Source organism: Bradyrhizobium dasycarpum (assembly GCF_042019905.1).
In the GTDB taxonomy this organism is placed as follows: Bacteria; Pseudomonadota; Alphaproteobacteria; order Rhizobiales; family Xanthobacteraceae; genus Bradyrhizobium; species Bradyrhizobium japonicum_B.
The window spans coordinates 1,998,995-2,016,437 of record NZ_CP169574.1; the positions used below are offsets into that span (position 1 = coordinate 1,998,995).

Here is a 17,443-nt window from a genome sequence, read left to right on the forward strand (position 1 = left end):
CGGAACGCCGGGAGGCGGCGCCGTCCTCAGAGTGAGAGGGCGGCGCTTCGCTTCGTGACGGGTTAGAAGCCGAGAGAGGCTCTCGGCGCCCGTCGCGGAGTATCCCGATATGGCAAAGGCTGCCAGGAAGATCGTCTTCTCGCGCTCGCGCGACATCCCCTTCAACAAGATCGTGCTCTCGGAGTCCAATGTCCGGCGAACCCGGCCGGAAGCTGAGCTCGACGAGTTGACCCATGACATCGACCGGCGCGAGGACCTCGTGCAGGGCCTCAACGTGCGCGCCATCCTCGATGCGGATGGGAACGAGACCGGCATGTTCGAGGTACCGGCTGGAGGCCGCCGCTATCGTGCGATCGAGCGCCTGGTCAAGGCCAAGCGCTTTCCGAAGGACGGGCTCGTCCCCTGCATCGTGCGCAAGTCCGACACGAAGATCCTCGCCGAGGACGACTCCCTCGCCGAGAACCTGTTGCGTGCCGCCCTTCACCCGCTCGACCAGTTCCGCGCGTTCCAGGACATGCTCGACAAGGGCATGACCGAGGAGGAGATCGCCGCGGCCTATCTCACGACCGTCCAGGTCGTGAAGCAGCGGCTGCGTCTCAACGCGGTCTCGCCCGTGCTGCGCGATGCCTATGCCGACGAGCGCATGACACTCGACATGCTGATGGCCTTTACGGTCAACCCGGATCACGCGCGTCAGAAGCAGGTGTGGGAAGCCGTGCAGCATTCGTACAATCGGCAGCCCTGGCATATCCGGCAGATGCTAACCGAGACCACGATTCCCGCTTCCGACAAGCGCGTGCGCTTTGTCGGTCTCGACGCCTATGTCGCGGCGGGCGGCGCCGTTCTGCGTGACCTGTTCGAGGACGATGACGGCGGCTGGCTCGCGGACCCCGCGCTGCTTCACCGCCTGGTCAGCGATAAGCTGAGGACGGTCGCGGAGGAGATCGCGAGCGAAGGCTGGAAGTGGGTGAAGGTCGATCTCGACCTGCCCTACGGCTATGACCAAGGCCTGCGCCAGATCACCGGCACTTCCGTCGATCTCACCGAGGAAGACCGGGCCGGACGCGAGATGCTGCGCGCCGAGTACGACCGACTCGAGGCGGAATATGATGGCACCGACGAACTGCCGGACGAGATCGATCAGCGCCTGGGCGAGATCGAGGAGGCGCTCGACGCCTTCGAGAAGCGTCCCGTCGTCTACGATCCCGCGGACATCGCGCGCGCCGGCGTCTTCGTCAGCGTCGACCGTAACGGCGACGTCGTGGTTGATCGCGGCTATGTGCGGCCCGAGGACGAGGCGCCTGTTCCCGTCGAGGGCAGCGACGCCGAGAGCGACAGAGAATCTGGCGAAGTCGATGACGCTGAGACGCCATCCTTCCACCGCGCCGTCATCACGATCGGCGGCCAGAGCACGAACGCGGAAGAGGACGACGAGGACGATGCCATCAAGCCGCTGCCCGAGCGGCTGGTAGTCGAGCTCACCGCGCATCGCACGCTGGCGCTGCGCGACGCGGTCGCCAACCACCCGCAGGTCGCTCTGACGGCGCTCCTGCACAAGCTGGTGCTCGACGCCTTCAAGCGCAAGGCGCACGGCTGCGCTGTCGAGACCTCGGTCCGGGAGGTCCACTTCCCCGTTCAGGCCACCGAGCTGAAGGATAGCGCCTCAGCCAAGGCCATCCAGGCACGCACCGACGCCTGGAAGTCGGACATGCCGCTCGATGACGATGATCGGCTCTGGGATTGGATCGCAGCGCTCGACGATGCGAGCCGCCTCGCGCTGCTCGCGCACTGCGTCAGCTACGGGATCAACGCGCTCTACGAACGCCCGAATCCGTATGGCGGCAACGGCGTCAGTCAGCATGGCCTCGACCGGCGCATGCGCGATGCCGATCGGCTCGCCCGAGCCACGGGCCTCGACATGGTGGAGGCCGGATGGCGGCCGAGCGTGGCGAACTATCTCGGCCGCGTGACGAAGAGCCGGATCATCGAAGCCGTGCGCGAAGCGCTCGGTGAGGAGAAGGCGCAGCTCATCGACCACCTCAAGAAGCCGGAAATGGCCAGGGAGGCCGAACGCCTGCTCGCCGACGCCGGCTGGCTGCCGGAACCGCTGCGTCTTGCCGATCCCGATGCGAGCACCACGGACGCGAGCGGAGCCGACGGCGATGAAGCGTTGCCGGCTTTCCTCGCCAGCGAGACCGATGAAGTCGCTGACGTAGACAAAGACGAACAGCCGCATCCAGTCGCGGCCGAATGAATCGAACCAGAGGGACGGCGGCACGCCGTCCCGCACTCCCTTCACCACGCAGATCAATCCGGCCCGGCCATCGCGCCGGGCTTCATCGTTTCAGGAGCCTTCCATGACTACTACGCTCTTCCGCCGCGGTTACGTTGTATTGGTTGCGGTCTGTCTTTCGTGCCTGATGTTCGGGCTGGAGATCTCGAGCATCCCCGCGATCCTGCCGACACTGGAGCAGGTGCTGCACGCGGACTTCAAGCAGCTCCAGTGGGTCATGAACGCCTATACGATCGCGGTCACGACCGTGCTCATGGCCACGGGCACATTGGCCGACCGCTATGGCCGCAAGCGCATCTTCCTGATCTCCATCGCCGCCTTCGGCATCACCTCGCTGATCTGCGGCGTGGCCGAGAACGTCCCCACGCTGATCGTCGCCCGCTTCCTTCAGGGCATGAGCGGCGGCGCAATGCTGATCGGTCAGATCGCCGTGCTGTCGCATGAGTTCCAGGGAGGACGCGAGCGCGCCATCGCCTGGGGCTGGTGGGGCGTCATCTTCGGCATCGGTCTCGGCTTCGGTCCGATCATTGGCGGCGGCATCGTCGCGGTCGCGAGCTGGGAGTGGGTGTTCCTCATCCACGTGCTGTTTGCGGTCGTGGCCTTCGTGCTCACCCTGACCGGCGTCCACGAGTCGAAGGACCCGCAGGCCGGCCGCCTCGACATCGCCGGCATCCTCACGCTGTCGCTCGCCGTCTTCTGCCTCGCCTTCTACATCACCCAGGGACCGGACTTCGGCTTCGGCAGCCCGGCCGGCCTTGCCATCCTCGGTGTGTCGGTCGCGAGCTTCATCGCCTTCCTGATCGCCGAGAAGGTCAGCGCCCGGCCGATGTTCGACTTCTCGGTGTTCCGCATCCGTCCCTTCTCGGGTGCGATCATCGGCTCGTCGGCGATGAACCTCAGCTACTGGCCCTTCATGATTTATCTCCCGATCTGGTTCCAGGCCGGGCTTGGCTATGACAGCGTCTCCGCGGGCCTCGCGCTTCTCGCCTATACCTTGCCGACCCTCGTGATGCCGCCGATCGGGGAACGGCTGTCGCTGCGCTACCAGCCTGGCATCGTCATTCCGGCCGGACTGTTCACGATCGGCCTCGGCTTCATCCTGATGAAGTTCGGCAGCGCCGCATCGCAGCCGGACTGGCTGACGATGCTGCCGGGATGCCTGCTCGCCGGCATCGGGCTCGGCATCACCAATACCCCCGTCACCAACACGACGACAGGATCGGTGTCGAGCGACCGCGCCGGCATGGCCTCCGGCATCGACATGAGCGCCCGCATGGTCTCGCTCTCCGTCAATATCGCGGTGATGGGCTTCATCCTGGCGGGCGGCGTGCTGGCCAGTCTGAAAGCCGCGCTGCCGAACCTCAGCGACGACCAACTGCGTCCGCTCGCCGAGCGCATCGCCGCCGGCAACGCCGTGGCGATGCCTGATCTGTCCGACGCCGTCGTGCACCAAGCGCTCGCCAGCGGCTTCGGGTGGGTCATGCTCTACGGCGGCATCGGCGCCTGCAGCATGGCCGTAATCAGCCTCCTCATCTTCAATCCACAACTCCGCTGGCGATGATCGCCGCCGAGTGCGCGCCGCGTCCGTGCCACGGCGATCTGTTGCTGTGGCTCGCCAACGCGACGCGCGACGAGCAGATCGCGTGGTGGCGCGCCGTGAGGGCGGCGGCGTGATGAGAGGAGAGCTTGGCCGGGACCGGTTTGAGCCGGTGCGGTCCAGAGGAGAGCGCCGGCCGGCTCGCCCGTTCCCGCTCTCCCGAGGCTCACCGATATGAACCCATCCACCGCTTTCGCGGCCGCGCCTGCGGTCGCGACGTCGCTGCTTGCGTCGCCCCCTGATATCGCCCGCTGCATCGGCGCAGCCGCGCACCTTCTCCTTCCTCATCTCGAACAAGGCCGTCAGGTCGACGCGGCGATCCTTCGCGCCGCGATGGAGCGAGCCCTCGGCGACACCGACGCGTCCGGCGCCTGGGACTGGAAAACGGCCTACGACGCCTGCGAGGCCGCGACCGTTCTGTTTCTCCGCAAATATGGAAAGGCGCTTTCGCGCAAGGCCGGCTCTCCGGCCCAGGCCCTCCCCATGCTGGAGAAAATCGTCGGCCTCCTGCCGACCCACACGCGCCGCTCGACCGAGAGCGAGGCCCTCCAGCAGTTCTCGACGCCAATCCCGCTCGGCCTCGCGGTCGCGACGGCCGCAGCGGTCACGCCAGCCGACCGCGTGCTCGAGGCCGTCGGCCGGCACCGGCCTACTCGCCATCCTCGCAGAGATCGCCGGCGGATCGCTCGTCCTCAACGAGCTCGCCGAGACCCGTGCCGGCATTCTCTCCCTGCTGTTTCCGACGATCACCACCACCCGACACGACGCCGCGCAGATTCACGATCACCTCGACGCCGCCATCGTGCCGAGCGTCGTGATTATGAACCCACCGTTCTCGACGATGGCCAACGTGGAAGGCCGCATGGCCGACGCCGCGCTCCGCCATATCGGCTCGGCGCTCGCGAGGCTTGCCGACGGCGGCCGCCTGGTCGCGATCACCGGCGGCAATTTCGCGCCGGACGCTCCAGCCTGGCGCAACGCCTATGTCCGGCTGCAGGAGCGCAGGCGCGTCGTTTTTTCCGCCGCTATCGACGGCCGCGTCTATGCCAAGCACGGCACGACATTCCCGACGAGGCTGACCGTCATCGACAAGTGCCCTGCCGACGATCCCACCGTGTTCCCGGTTGCACTCGGCCTCGCGCCGGACGTCGCCACGCTATTGGCGTGGATCGCGGAGCACGTTCCGGCACGGCTGCCGGTCGATCCCGCCGTGGCCGTGCCGTCGGTCACCACGCCGCGCACCGTTCGCGGCTACCTCGCACGCGCCGCCCAAGCTGCAACGCGGCCGGCGAGCGTCACCGAGCCTGAAGGCGTCGAACTCAACTACGAGACGACCGACTGGACACCGTCGCAGGGCGCGCGTCTTTCCGACGCCATCTATGAAAACTACGGTCTTCAGAGCATCCGGATTCCTGGCGCTCAGGATCACCCGACCCAACTCGTCCAGTCGGCAGCGATGGCCTCCGTCGCGCCACCGAAGCCGAGCTACCGCCCCCGCCTCCCCTCCAACATCGTCAGCCTGCTTTCGGGCGCGCAGCTCGAAACGCTGATCTACGCAGGCGAGGCGCATGCCGACCATCTCGCTGGCGCCTGGACCGTGGACGACGCCCTCGACGTCGTGACCGCCGCGGCCGAGGACGCCAAGGGTGCGGTTCGCTTCCGGCGCGGATTCATGATCGGCGACGGCACCGGCGTCGGCAAAGGGCGCGAGTCTGCCGGCATCATCCTGGATAACTGGATGCAGGGCCGGCGCAAGGCGGTGTGGATCTCGAAGTCCGACAAGCTCATCGAAGATGCGCAGCGCGACTGGTCGGCCCTCGGCATGGAGCGCCTCCTCATCACGCCCCTCTCGCGATTCGCGCAGGGCAAGCCGATCACGGTTCGGGAAGGCGTCCTATTCACCACCTATGCCACGCTACGCTCCGACGACCGCGGCGAAAGGCTTTCCCGCGTGCGGCAGATCGTTGAATGGTTGGGCTCCGACTTCGACGGAGTGATCATTTTCGACGAAGCCCATGCCATGCAGAACGCGGTCGGCGCCAAGAGTGAACGCGGCGATCAGGAGGCCTCACAGCAGGGCCGCGCTGGCCTGCGGCTCCAGCATGCGTTGCCGAATGCGCGCATCGTCTACGTCTCCGCTACCGGCGCGACGACCGTGCAGAACCTCGCCTACGCGCAACGGCTCGGCCTGTGGAGCGGCGAAGACTTTCCGTTCTCGACCCGAGCCGAGTTCGTGGAGGCGATCGAGGCCGGCGGTGTCGCCGCCATGGAGGTCCTCGCCCGCGATCTGCGCGCGCTCGGCCTCTACACTTCGCGCTCGCTGAGCTTTGCCGGCGTGGAATACGAGCTGGTCGAGCATGAGCTGACGCCCGAGCAGACCCGCATCTACGACGCTTACGCCGGTGCCTTCGCGATCATTCACAACAACCTCGATGCCGCCATGCAGGCCGCCAATATCACCGGCGGAAGCGAAGGCGGATCGGGCACGCTGAACCGACAGGCCAAGTCGGCTGCCCGGAGCGCGTTCGAGTCGGCGAAGCAGCGCTTCTTCGGGCACCTTTTGACCTCGATGAAGACGCCGACCCTGATCCGCTCGATCGCGCGCGATATCGATGAAGGCCATGCCGCCGTCGTCCAGATCGTCTCAACGGGCGAAGCCCTGATGGAACGGCGCCTCGCCGAGCTGCCGACTGAGGAATGGAATGATGTTCGCGTCGACATCACCCCGCGGGAATACGTCCTCGACTATCTCGCCCATTCCTTTCCGGTCCAGCTCTACGAGCCGTTCACGGATTCGGAAGGCAAGCTGTCGTCCCGCCCGGTCTATCACGACGGGCGGCCCGTCGAGAGCCGCGAAGCTGTTGCACGTCGTGATGCTCTGATCGCCAAGCTCGCGAGCCTGCCGCCCGTCCCCGGCGCGCTTGACCAGCTTGTGCAGCACTTCGGCACGGACATCGTCGCCGAAGTGACCGGCCGTTCGCGCCGCATTGTTCGCAAGTCGGGCGGCGGCGCCAGGAGCGATCGCCTTGTCGTCGAGACGCGCGCAGCCTCCGCCTATCTCGCCGAAACGCAGGCCTTCATGGACGACCAAAAGCGCATCCTCGTGTTCAGTGACGCGGGTGGCACCGGGCGCAGCTATCATGCCGAGCTTACGGCGAGGAACACGCGCCTGCGTGTGCATTATCTCCTCGAGCCCGGCTGGAAGGCGGATACGGCGATCCAGGGGCTCGGCCGAACGCATCGGACGAACCAGCAACAGCCCCCGCTGTTCAGGCCGGTCGCGACGAACGTCAAGGGCGAGAAGCGCTTCCTGAGCACGATCGCACGGCGTCTCGATACGCTTGGCGCGATCACGCGCGGTCAACGGCAGACCGGCGGCCAGGGCCTCTTCCGGCCGGAGGACAATCTGGAGTCCCACTATGCGCGGGACGCCTTGCGGCAGCTCTACATGCTGCTTGTTCGCGGCAAGATCGATGGCTGCTCGCTTCAGCGCTTCGAGGCGGCAACCGGCCTGAAGCTCATGGATGCGAACGGCGTCAAGGACGACCTGCCGCCGATCACCACCTTCCTCAACCGCATGCTCGCGCTGACCATCGAGCTGCAAGGCGTTCTGTTCACCGCCTTCGAGCAACTCTTGAACGCACGCATCGAAGGCGCCATCGCCGCGGGCACCTACGACATGGGACTGGAGACGCTGTGGGCCGAGAGCTTCGTCGTCACCAATCGTGAGACGATCTACACGCATCCTGGAACCGGCGCCGAGACGCGGTTACTCACCATCGCGCAGCGACAGCGCAATCGGCCGATGACGCTCGATGAGGCGTTGAGTCGGGTGCGCGAGCGCGGATCGCGGCTTCTCGTCAATGAGCGCTCCGGCCGCGTTGCCGTGCAAGTCCACGCGCCGTCTGTCATGCTCGACGATGGCGCGGTCGAATACCGCGTGCGCCTGATCCGGCCGATGGAGGCGCCGAACCTGCCGGTCCGCATCATGGCAGAAAGCCATTGGGTTGAGGCGGACGAAGCAACCTTCGCCGCAGCCTGGACCGCGGAACTGAACGAGGTGCCGGCGTTCGCCGACTCGACCATCCACATGGTCGCCGGCTTGCTCCTTCCGATCTGGAAGCGGCTGCCCAACGAGTCGACGCGCGTCTATCGGCTGCAAACCGATGACGGCGAGCGCATCATCGGCCGCCGGGTCTCGCCCGCCTGGGCAGCGACGGCCACCGCGACCGGCCAGCCTTCACTGACGCCGGACGACGCCTTCGCGGCCCTCATCGAGGGCAAGGCCGTCATCGACCTCGCCGAGGGGCTCCAGCTTCGGCGAGTCCGGGTTATGGGCGGACATCGCATCGAGTTGTCGGGCTTCACCGACACCATGCGCGAACGGCTCACGGCCTACGGTCTTTTCCACGAGATCATCTCGTGGAAGCTGCGCATGTTCGTGCCGACCGACGCCCGCGGCCCCGCCGTGCTCGCCAAGGTGATGGACCGTTATCCGATCGAACGCGTCGGCGAGCGGGAGGCGGCGTGATGTCCCGGCTCGACGCTTCTGACCTGGCACACCGTCTCGCGCGCAATGCCGAGGCGGTGTGTCGTCACTATCTGCCCAACGGCCGCCGCGAAGGCCGCTATTGGATGGTCGGCGATGCGCGCAACACGCCTGGGCGCTCGATGTTCGTCCGCCTCACCGGCCCGGAGACCGGCAAGGGCGCGTCGGGCAAGTGGACCGACGCGGCGACCGGCGAACATGGCGATCTGCTCGACGTGATCCGCGAATCGTGCGGGCTTGTCGATTTCGCAGATGTAGCGCGGGAGGCACGCGCCTTCCTCAGCTTGCCGCAACCCGAGCCACGGCGCGAGGAGCGTCGTCGCACGATCCAGCCAGCGCCGACGGGGTCCCCGGAAGCAGCACGGCGCTTGTTCGCCATGTCACGACCGATCCACGGCACGCTGGTCGAGGCGTATCTCCGCAGACGCGGCATCACGTCTTTGCACGGAACCGGATCGCTTCGTTTCCATCCGCGCTGCTACTATCGGCCCGACGAGCATTCCGCGACCGAGACATGGCCGGCCATGATCGCTGCCGTCACCGATCTCGACGGCCGCCTGACCGGAGCCCACCGGACCTGGCTCGATCCCAAGGGCTTCAACTCCATCCGCCTCGGCAAGGCGCCCATCGACACGCCGCGCCGCGCGATGGGCGATCTTCTCGGACACGCCGTCCGCTTTGGCGTGGCGGGCGAAGTGATGGCCGCCGGCGAAGGCATCGAGACCATGCTGTCGCTCAGGATGGCGCTATCCAACATGGCGATGGTCGCCGCACTTTCGGCAGCCCACCTCTCCGCCATCCGTTTCTCCGACATGCTGCGCCGCCTCTATATCGCACGCGACGACGACCCGGCGGGCGACGGCGCAATGACGACATTGATCGAACGCGCGGCCGACGCCGGCATCGAGGCGATCGTGCTGTCGCCGAGACTCGGCGACTTCAACGAGGATCTCCGCATGCTCGGGCGCGACGCGCTCCGGGCGAACCTTCGGGCGCAGGTCGCGTCCTGGGACGTCACGCGTTTCATGGCCGAGGCCGCATAGACCTCGCAGGCATGAACGACGGCCGGAACGGCCGTGAGGTCAGCCTCGTCGCCGGTGGCCGATGCTGATGCTGAAGAGAGCCGCGCCCACGGCCTTCCTGAGAGGCGATCGGGACGGCAAACAGCCCGGACCGGCAACCTCGTGGGCCGACTATTTTCCGTCGGCGGCAGAGCCGCCTTTACATCGCGAAGCAAAATAGTCGGCCCCCTTCGGCCCTCCGCTGCGCTTCGGCCCTGCGTTTCGCTCCGGGTGCAGGGCCGGCCCGTCCGCCGTCTTCCCTCGCCATGAAGGCCGCGAGGGTCGCGGCCAATCCAGCGACGGAGCATCCCATGACCGCCGACGACGACTTCGAGCCCCACCATAGCTCGTCTCCGACCGATCACGTCCTCGCCGAGCTTCAACTGTACGGCTTCCGCCCCTTCCAGGACGAACCCGACCCTCGGCCGCTCCCCGAGGGCAATGCCGTGGCCGGCGCCATCGCCGACATCTTCGATGCTCTCGTCGCCACGCTCAGCGGCACACGCCTCGAACCCGATCTCGAGGACCTGCTGTGGTCGACCACCAACGTCTTTCACCGCGCCGCCGACCGCATCGCCCGAGAGCTCGACGATAACGAGCAGGCGCAGCGCCGCAGCCAGCGCGAACAGGACGGCACCGAGGTCAAGTCCGTCGAACTCGAGCGACTGATCGCCGAAGGACAGACGCTTATCGAGCGCCGCGACGCCTTCGAGCTGATGCGCGACCAGGCCTGCGATCACTTCGAGCGCCAAACCGGCTCAGCTTGGCGGCCGCGCAACGGCTCGCTCGTCAACCATCGCGCGATGACCGCGGCGATGATCGACAGCCGCGACTTCCTCGCCGCGAAGAGGCGCGCCGAGACCGAGGTGATGCTGCCCGCCGGTCCGAAGGTCGCGCTCAGCGGCGGGCTCGACTTCAACGATCACCGGCTGATCTGGGCCAAGCTCGACCAGGTGCATACCAAGCACCCGGACATGGTGCTCATGCATGGCGGCTCGCCAAAGGGTGCCGAGCGCATCGCCGCACGCTGGGCCGATCACCGCAACGTGCCGCAGATCGCCTTCAAGCCCGACTGGACGAAGCACGCCAAGGCCGCGCCCTTCAAGCGCAATGACGCCATGCTGGCCGTCCTGCCGATCGGCGTCATGGTCTTCCCAGGCACGGGCATCCAGGAGAACCTGGCCGACAAGGCCCGCAAGCTCGGAGTTCCCGTCTGGCGCTATGGCGACAGACCAAAGTAAGCGCCGTCAACACCAGCCTGAATCGGAGTCCCGCGGCGATTTCAACTCGCCGCTGCCTTTGATCATTTGCTAAGATAATTGCCGGCGCCGAGGTGGTGGTGGTGGAAGGCGCGACCGTCAGATTCTTCTCACGGAGGCCGCCATCATGCTTGTCTTCAGCATTCTCGCAAGCATTGCCGCTATAGGCGTCATCTGCTTCCTGCTGTTCTATCTCGCCGTCTATGCACTGCCGCTGTTCGCAGGCGTGACGGCCGGCGTATGGGCCTACGGCACCGGCGCGGGCTGGCTCGGGGGCATCGCAGTCGGTTTCGTTGCCGGTCTCGCGACGCTCCTCATCGGTCACCTCCTGCTCGCGTTCGTCAAACCTCTCTGGCTCCGCTTGATGGTCGCGGCGGTCTTTGTCGCGCCAGCAGCCATCGCCGGCTATCACGCGACACATGGCATCGTGAAGCACACGATGCCCTCGGAAACCTGGCAGGTCGCCTTCTCGGTGGTCGGGGCCATTGTTGTCGGCGTCACTGCCTTCGCCCGCCTCGCAACGCTGGCACCGCCCGGTCAGACCGGTCAGGGCGTGGCTCGCGCCTAACGCTATTTCAGCCTCGGTGCATAACCAGATCAGGCTATAGCCCTCGCCTTCCTCATCGTCTGTTGGCAAGGCGGTTTGCGAAAGAACGCGGGAAGTGCGCTTAAGCCATTGGTCGCTGGTCGCGTCGGAACGCAGGGCCGGTGTCGCACGACGACGACGCTACCCACGAAGGTGGCGGCCGGGGGCGCTCGCCGTTTCTCCTCATCGGGAGCCCATGATGCGCGTACCGATTGCCCCGACAGAGTGAGATACTTTGCGCCGACGCTGCCAGACCTCTGCGATGCACGTGGGATCGCCAGATTCTCCTTGATCCTTCTCTGTCTGATCGAACGCTCCAAGCGGCCTCTTTGATGGGCTGATCTAGCCGAAGGCCGGCTTCGCCTTGATCGCCTATGGCGCAACAGCCGCGTCATGACTTTCTTCCCCGTCGGCTTCGCCGCCATTCCTCGCGAGACAAGAAAGTCTCTCCTTAGCTGTCAGGCCCCTAAAGGGGTGCGCCGTCGATCGCCTCCGGCCAACCGATCGCCATCGAGGCCGCAATGGTGCGGGCTCGAAACAGAGATCAAGGAGAACTACCATGGCGACCATCGGCACCTTCAAGAAGTCCGGCAACGAGTTCGTCGGCCAGATCGTCACCCTCAGCGTCCAGGCCAAGAACGTCCGCATCGTTCCCGAAGCCAGCCGCTCGGGCGAAAACGCCCCCAGCCATCGCGTCTTCGCGGGCCGTGTTGAGATCGGCGCCGCCTGGGCCAAGCGCTCCAACGAGGGCCGCGACTATCTGGGTCTCAAGCTGGACGACCCGTCGTTCACGGCTCCCATCTACGCCAACCTCTTCGACGACGAGGAAGGCGAGGGCTATAGCCTGATCTGGTCACGCCCCAACCGCCGTAACGGTGAGTGAGGCGCAGGTCCGAACCCCCGCCCGGCCCGACCGGGCGGGGACTTGTCCGCTCAGAGGGTAAGGTCGGCAGGGCGACCGAATCAGTTCGGCGCGATTCGACCAACCGCCCGTCTTCGGCCACCATTTTCACTCGCTATGTCGGCCAAGAACGACTATTTTAGTCGTAGTTCTGGCACGCTCGATCGGCCAAGTGGGAGGTGATCATGCATGATCACCGCCCGACAATTGCGGGCCGCGCGCGCGTTGCTGGGATGGACGCAGGAAACGCTTGCTGACCGGGCCCTGGTATCGCTCACGGCACTGAAACGCCTGGAATCAGGCAACAAGGCCGTTTACGAGACAACCGAAGATCAGGTCCGCCGCACGATCGAGGCCGCTGGCATCGTGTTCCTGTCGTCCGACCAGGGCGAAGGAGTGATGCTTGTCCGCGCGAAAGTCGGTGCCGGTCGTAAGCGATAAGGTCGCAAAAAATCGCGGCTGCTCGGGTGTCACTCGCCTGCGCCATCTTGCACTACGCCTCAAACTGCATAGCGTTAAGAAACCCTTACCGCAGGCCCTCGACGACCCGCGAGGTTCGATTTGATACACGAGACGTTCATCGACGAACCGCCGCAGAGCGCGGTGCTAACGACGTATGACCGCGCGCACATGACGCTCTATATGCGCCTGCTCGACGCGGAAACAGACGGCGCCGATTGGCGTGAGGCTGTCGAAGTCCTTTTTGGTATTGATCCGTCAAAGGAACCCGAGCGCGCCAACCGCGTGCATCGGAGCCATCTCGCTCGTGCCCGCTGGATGAGCGACTACGGCTACCGCCAGTTGGCACGCGAGACAGGCCCCGCCCGATAAATTGGCGTTGCCGGCGTGGCATCACCTGTTGCCATCCGCCCGACTTCACGGACTGCGTACAACCGGTAATCGTCGTTCTCCGTCACTCGCTCCGCACTCGCAGTCGTGGAGGACAACAATGGGACCGGATACTTCACGATGGCGCTCATCCGCGTCGTATGACTATGTCGATAATCTGATCGCTCCCGATCTCGCGTGGGAGTGGTTGCGGCGCAACGTCGACTATCGTCGCGATTTTGCCGATGCCGCGCGCTCGACAGTCGATCCGGATCAGTCGGCTACACTGATCCGCGATCGCTGGGGGTTGCGCTTTCCCGATAGATCCGGCCCTTGCGGCACGCGATACTTCGGTGTTTTGGGCACCCGAAGCGGACCCCGGCACGGTGATCCTCGGGCCAGCAAGGATGCTGCGGACGATTAGTAGCGCCATCGCGCGTGAACTCGATCTCGACACCGCGCGCACTGGAGCTGATGGTCTTAGCGTCATCTACGGTCGCGGCGAGACTTCAATTCGACTCCTCCTCGCACACGATGCCGTGCCAGATCAGCCGGTCGTCGCGATCGTCCCGCTCGGCGCCGATGGTCTCGATCGCATCGACGCGCTCACGCGTCTCTGGCGCGCGGTCAATGATCACCAGGTCCCGCCGGACCCGCGCTTGACCGCGCAACAGCGCCGCCGCCTGCGCCACATGCTTCAGGCAGTCGATGGTCACGCCGAACTTGCGAGCTATCGCGAGATCGCGCACGCCCTCTTCGGCCAACGACGTGTCAGCGAGACTCCGTGGAAGACGTCGGCGTTGCGCGACGTAACGATTGACCTCGTGAAAGACGGCTTGGCCCTCATCGCCGGCGGCTATCGCATGCTGCTCCGGCGCCGCAGACGTCACTAGCTCGCCGCATCCTCGCGGGGGGTGCTTTTTTACATTCCCATCTTCGCCATCCCCGCGCGCAGTTCTTCTCCGCCACCGTGGCCTTCGCTCGCCGGTGCCCGCCGGCAACCTGAACGAACGCCCGGAGGTGCGATATGACGAATCTCGCCGGCTTGCCGCCGCGCTTCTTGCGAACGCCGGAAGCCGCCGACTTCCTCGGCCTCTCCAGCCGGACACTTGAGAAGCATCGGACCTACGGCACAGGACCCGCTTATCGCAAGCTGGGCGGGCGCGTTGTCTACGCCCTCGACGATCTCAAAGCCTGGGCAGACCGCGGCGCCGTCACGTCGACATCCGACCCGCGCGGCTCCGTGCTGCCCGCCAAGCGCCACGACCCGGCCTTAGCGCAGGCCGGTCGCAGCCGTCGTTGAGAGGCGACGCATGTCCTCCGCGCGACGCAACAGCGAACGTGACCAGCTCGATCTCTTCCGGGCACTACCCGGCGATCTCGCGCCGCGCGACGCGCAGGACCTCATGGCCTATCCGTTCTTCTCGCTTGCGAAGTCGAAGCGGCTCACTCCCATCGACTTCAAAGCCGGCACGATCGTCATCCGTGTCGAGGCGGTGCCAGAGCACGGCATGGCGACGATTTGGGATGCCGACGTGCTGATCTGGGCGGCATCGCAAATCGTCGAGGCGCGCGATCGCGGCCTGCGACCGTCACGCCTGATGGCGGCGACCCCTTATGAGATTCTCTCCTTCATCGGCCGTGGCGTGAGCGTCCGAGATTACGACCGTCTCAAAGCCGGGCTCGACCGCTTGCAATCAACCACGGTCGCGACCTCGATCCGACAGCCGAACGAACGGCGGATGCACCGCTTCTCCTGGATCAACGAGTGGAAGGAGCGAGCGGACGCCCACGGCCGTCCGCTGGGCCTCGAACTGATCGTCCCAGACTGGTTCTTTGCCGCGGTCCTCGACGACGCGCTGGTCCTCACGATCGACCGAACCTACTTCCGGCTGACCGGCGGTCTCGAGCGTTGGCTCTACCGCCTCGTGCGCAAGCACGGCGGCCGCCAGCAGTTCGGCTGGAGCTTCGACGTCGCCTATCTTCACGCGAAGTCCGGCAGCCTCTCGCCGCTCAAGCACTTCGCCTACGACCTGCGCAACATCGTTCGCCGGCAGACGCTGCCCGGCTACCGGCTGACCATCGAGCAGCCGCCGGACGCCCCCGAACGCCTCGCCTTCGCTGCCGTCGATGCCGCTGCCCTCGCTCCGCCACGGCCGCGCAGGACCGCTCGCGCTGGGGATAAGCTGTGAATCGGCTCGTGCTATCGGGGACCCGACCCATCGGGCCATCGGGGACCCGATCCTCGTGCTATCGGGGACCGGAATCGTCGAATCCGGACGCCGATTCAAGACGTTGCGCGCGGCGTAACTCTTCTAACCAAGATTCCTTCGGAATCTTTCTAACGGCCAGTCCGCATTCCACACCTGTGCATGAGCACCGCCAACAGCGGGGCGCGCCATGATCGTCGCGCTGCTGAACCAGAAGGGTGACGTCGGCAAGACCACGCTCGCTCTCCATCTCGCCGGCGAGTGGGCGAGGCGCGGCCAGCGTCTGACGCTCATCGACGCCGATCCGCAAGGATCGGCCCTCGACTGGTCGCAGCAGCGCGCACGCGAGAGCCTTCCCCGCCTCTTCGGCGTCCTCGGCCTGACGCGCGATACCCTCCATCGTGAAGCGCCCGAGCTCGCGCGCAATGTCGATCACATAGTCATCGATGGACCTCCGCGCGTCGCCGGGCTCCTGCGCTCGGCGCTGCTGGCAGCCGACTGTGTCCTTATCCCGGTGCAGCCGTCGCCCTTCGATGGCTGGGGTTCTGCCGAGATGCTCGCGTTGCTGAGCGAGGCGCGCATCTATCGCCCGCACCTCATCGCCCGCTTCGTTCTCAATCGGTGTGCTGCGCGCACCATCATGCGTGAGACGGCGCTGACGCTCGCCGATCACGACCCGCCGTTGCTCGCATCAAAGATCGGTCAGCGTGTCGCATTCGCCGACGCCGCCCAATCCGGCCGCCTCGTCTGGGAAGCACACACAGCGAGTCCGGCGGCGCAAGAAATCGCAGCCCTTGCGGCCGAAGTTGGGAGGCTGGCGCGATGACCAAGCGCCCCTCCAGGCGCGCCTTCATCGCGCGACCGGCCGATCCCGAGCGCTGGATCAAGGCGCCGGACCCGCGCGCCGGCGGCAACGGCGAAGCGGCCTCTTTCACCGCCCGCCTGACGGTCGACATCACACCGGAGCTGCGCGGCCGCATCAAGGTCGTCGCCTTTCAGCGCGGCCTGACCGTCGCGGACATGCTGCGCGACCTGCTCGCCCGCGAATTTCCTCCAGCCGAAGGAGACCTCCCATGAACAGTCCGTCCCATCTGCGCCTCGTGCCGCCGCCGCTTCCCGTCGACGGCCTGACGCGCGTCGAGCTGACGTGGATCGAGAGAAAGGTCGAATACTGGATTCGCTTCGGCAAGGAGAAGGAGGAGCACATCCTCGACCGGCGTCGCCGGACTCTCAGCTTTGCGTCGAACAGCATCTTCGCGCTCGTGCGCTGGGCGTCGAACGACCACGGCACGGTCATCTCGCGCATCGACATCGTGCGCGCGATCACGCCCGGCGAGCATTTTCAGACGCTCCCGTTCGTGCGTCCCGGTGGTGACATCCTCCTCAAGATGGAGGGCTGGCCGAAGGTCGAGCGTGTCCTTCAGATTGTCGATGCGATCGAGGCGATCGACATCGATCCGGCCGAGGTGTCGCCACATCACTGGCGGCATGTCCACAATCGCCTGACCGCCGGCCAGGAGCCGCGCAGCTACACCGTCGAGCAGCATCGGGCGATCCTTCTGCGGCGGAGCGTCGAGCCTTGACGCGCTTCGGCTACGTCATGACGACGTACTTCTCTGCGATGTCTGTCGGCATCCTTTCCTTCTTTCCTATCACACCGAAGCTGATCTGGAACGCGTCCGCGAGCATGCCGATCGGCTTCTACACGATCGCGCCGGCGGAGCATCTCGACGTGACCGACCTGGTCGCCGTCGCTGCACCAGAGCCGCTCGCCTCCTTCCTGGCCGAGCGCCGCTATCTGCCGCGAGGCGTGCCTCTTCTGAAACGGGTAGCCGGCCTTCCCGGGCAGCAGGTCTGCCGCAACGGCGCGCACGTCACCGTCGATGGCATCGACATGGGCGATGCGCTCGGCCGCGACAAGCTCGGCCGCGAATTGCCGGCCTGGCAAGGCTGCCGGCGCATCGCCGACCACGAGGTCTTCCTCATGAATTGGTGGGTCGAGGACAGCCTCGACGGTCGCTACTTCGGCCCACTCCCCATCACGTCGATCGTCGGCCGCGCGACGCCGCTGTGGACCGACGAAGAAGGCACCGGACAGTTCGAGTGGCGCGCACCGACGCGGTGACGGCGTGCGCCTATCCTGTTTCACCGCGACACAA

At 66.1% G+C, this 17,443-nt stretch carries 16 protein-coding genes and 1 pseudogene; all 17 read left to right on the forward strand.

Annotated features, from left to right (window positions below):
* Nucleotides 1–109 precede the first annotated feature (109 nt).
* The 17 genes and pseudogenes from ACETMP_RS09960 (at nt 110) to ACETMP_RS10040 (ending at nt 17,409) form a co-directional block, all read left to right on the forward strand.
* Nucleotides 110–2,254, forward strand: coding sequence for a ParB/RepB/Spo0J family partition protein (locus tag ACETMP_RS09960; RefSeq protein ID WP_375160796.1), 2,145 nt, complete (start codon nt 110–112; stop codon nt 2,252–2,254).
* A 103-nt stretch (nt 2,255–2,357) separates the two neighbouring features.
* Nucleotides 2,358–3,854, forward strand: coding sequence for an MFS transporter (locus ACETMP_RS09965; RefSeq protein WP_375160797.1), 1,497 nt, complete (start codon nt 2,358–2,360; stop codon nt 3,852–3,854).
* A 210-nt stretch (nt 3,855–4,064) separates the two neighbouring features.
* A pseudogene (locus tag ACETMP_RS09970) lies at nt 4,065–8,421 on the forward strand (strawberry notch-like NTP hydrolase domain-containing protein).
* Nucleotides 8,421–9,482, forward strand: a complete 1,062-nt coding sequence (locus ACETMP_RS09975; RefSeq protein WP_375161878.1) for a toprim domain-containing protein — start codon at nt 8,421–8,423, stop codon at nt 9,480–9,482. The pseudogene ACETMP_RS09970 and the gene ACETMP_RS09975 overlap by 1 nt, the downstream one beginning before the upstream one ends.
* A gap of 329 nt (nt 9,483–9,811) precedes the next feature.
* Entirely contained in the window at nt 9,812–10,741 is a 930-nt protein-coding gene (locus ACETMP_RS09980; protein WP_375160798.1) for a DUF2493 domain-containing protein, read from the forward strand.
* A gap of 145 nt (nt 10,742–10,886) precedes the next feature.
* Nucleotides 10,887–11,327, forward strand: a complete 441-nt coding sequence (locus tag ACETMP_RS09985; RefSeq protein ID WP_375160799.1) for a hypothetical protein — start codon at nt 10,887–10,889, stop codon at nt 11,325–11,327.
* A 577-nt stretch (nt 11,328–11,904) separates the two neighbouring features.
* Nucleotides 11,905–12,228, forward strand: a complete 324-nt coding sequence (locus ACETMP_RS09990; RefSeq protein WP_325679978.1) for a DUF736 domain-containing protein — start codon at nt 11,905–11,907, stop codon at nt 12,226–12,228.
* Nucleotides 12,229–12,435: 207 nt separating this feature from the next.
* Complete coding sequence (locus ACETMP_RS09995; protein WP_375160800.1) at nt 12,436–12,687, forward strand: multiprotein-bridging factor 1 family protein; 252 nt, start codon at nt 12,436–12,438, stop codon at nt 12,685–12,687.
* Nucleotides 12,688–12,810: 123 nt separating this feature from the next.
* Complete coding sequence (locus ACETMP_RS10000) at nt 12,811–13,077, forward strand: DNA -binding domain-containing protein (RefSeq protein ID WP_375161879.1); 267 nt, start codon at nt 12,811–12,813, stop codon at nt 13,075–13,077.
* Nucleotides 13,078–13,195: 118 nt separating this feature from the next.
* Nucleotides 13,196–13,498, forward strand: a complete 303-nt coding sequence (locus ACETMP_RS10005) for a transcriptional regulator domain-containing protein (protein WP_375160801.1) — start codon at nt 13,196–13,198, stop codon at nt 13,496–13,498.
* Nucleotides 13,482–13,967 carry a DUF2285 domain-containing protein gene (locus ACETMP_RS10010; protein WP_375160802.1) on the forward strand — a complete coding sequence of 162 codons (486 nt, stop codon included), beginning with the start codon at nt 13,482–13,484 and terminating at the stop codon, nt 13,965–13,967. The genes ACETMP_RS10005 and ACETMP_RS10010 overlap by 17 nt, the downstream gene beginning before the upstream one ends.
* A gap of 134 nt (nt 13,968–14,101) precedes the next feature.
* Nucleotides 14,102–14,377 (forward strand): helix-turn-helix transcriptional regulator, encoded by a 276-nt coding sequence (locus tag ACETMP_RS10015; RefSeq protein WP_375160803.1) that lies wholly within the window; start codon nt 14,102–14,104, stop codon nt 14,375–14,377.
* A gap of 10 nt (nt 14,378–14,387) precedes the next feature.
* Nucleotides 14,388–15,266 (forward strand): replication initiator protein A, encoded by an 879-nt coding sequence (locus ACETMP_RS10020; protein ID WP_375160804.1) that lies wholly within the window; start codon nt 14,388–14,390, stop codon nt 15,264–15,266.
* A gap of 208 nt (nt 15,267–15,474) precedes the next feature.
* A complete protein-coding gene (parA, locus tag ACETMP_RS10025; protein WP_375160805.1) occupies nt 15,475–16,110 on the forward strand; it encodes a ParA family partition ATPase in 636 nt (211 codons plus the stop codon).
* A complete protein-coding gene (locus ACETMP_RS10030) occupies nt 16,107–16,361 on the forward strand; it encodes a hypothetical protein (protein ID WP_375160806.1) in 255 nt (84 codons plus the stop codon). Before parA ends, ACETMP_RS10030 begins: the two co-directional genes overlap by 4 nt.
* The gene (locus ACETMP_RS10035) at nt 16,358–16,867 is read left to right on the forward strand and encodes a DUF2840 domain-containing protein (RefSeq protein WP_375160807.1); all 510 of its coding nucleotides are present in this window, start codon (nt 16,358–16,360) and stop codon (nt 16,865–16,867) included. Before ACETMP_RS10030 ends, ACETMP_RS10035 begins: the two co-directional genes overlap by 4 nt.
* Complete coding sequence (locus ACETMP_RS10040; RefSeq protein WP_375160808.1) at nt 16,864–17,409, forward strand: S26 family signal peptidase; 546 nt, start codon at nt 16,864–16,866, stop codon at nt 17,407–17,409. The genes ACETMP_RS10035 and ACETMP_RS10040 overlap by 4 nt, the downstream gene beginning before the upstream one ends.
* Nucleotides 17,410–17,443 lie beyond the last annotated feature (34 nt).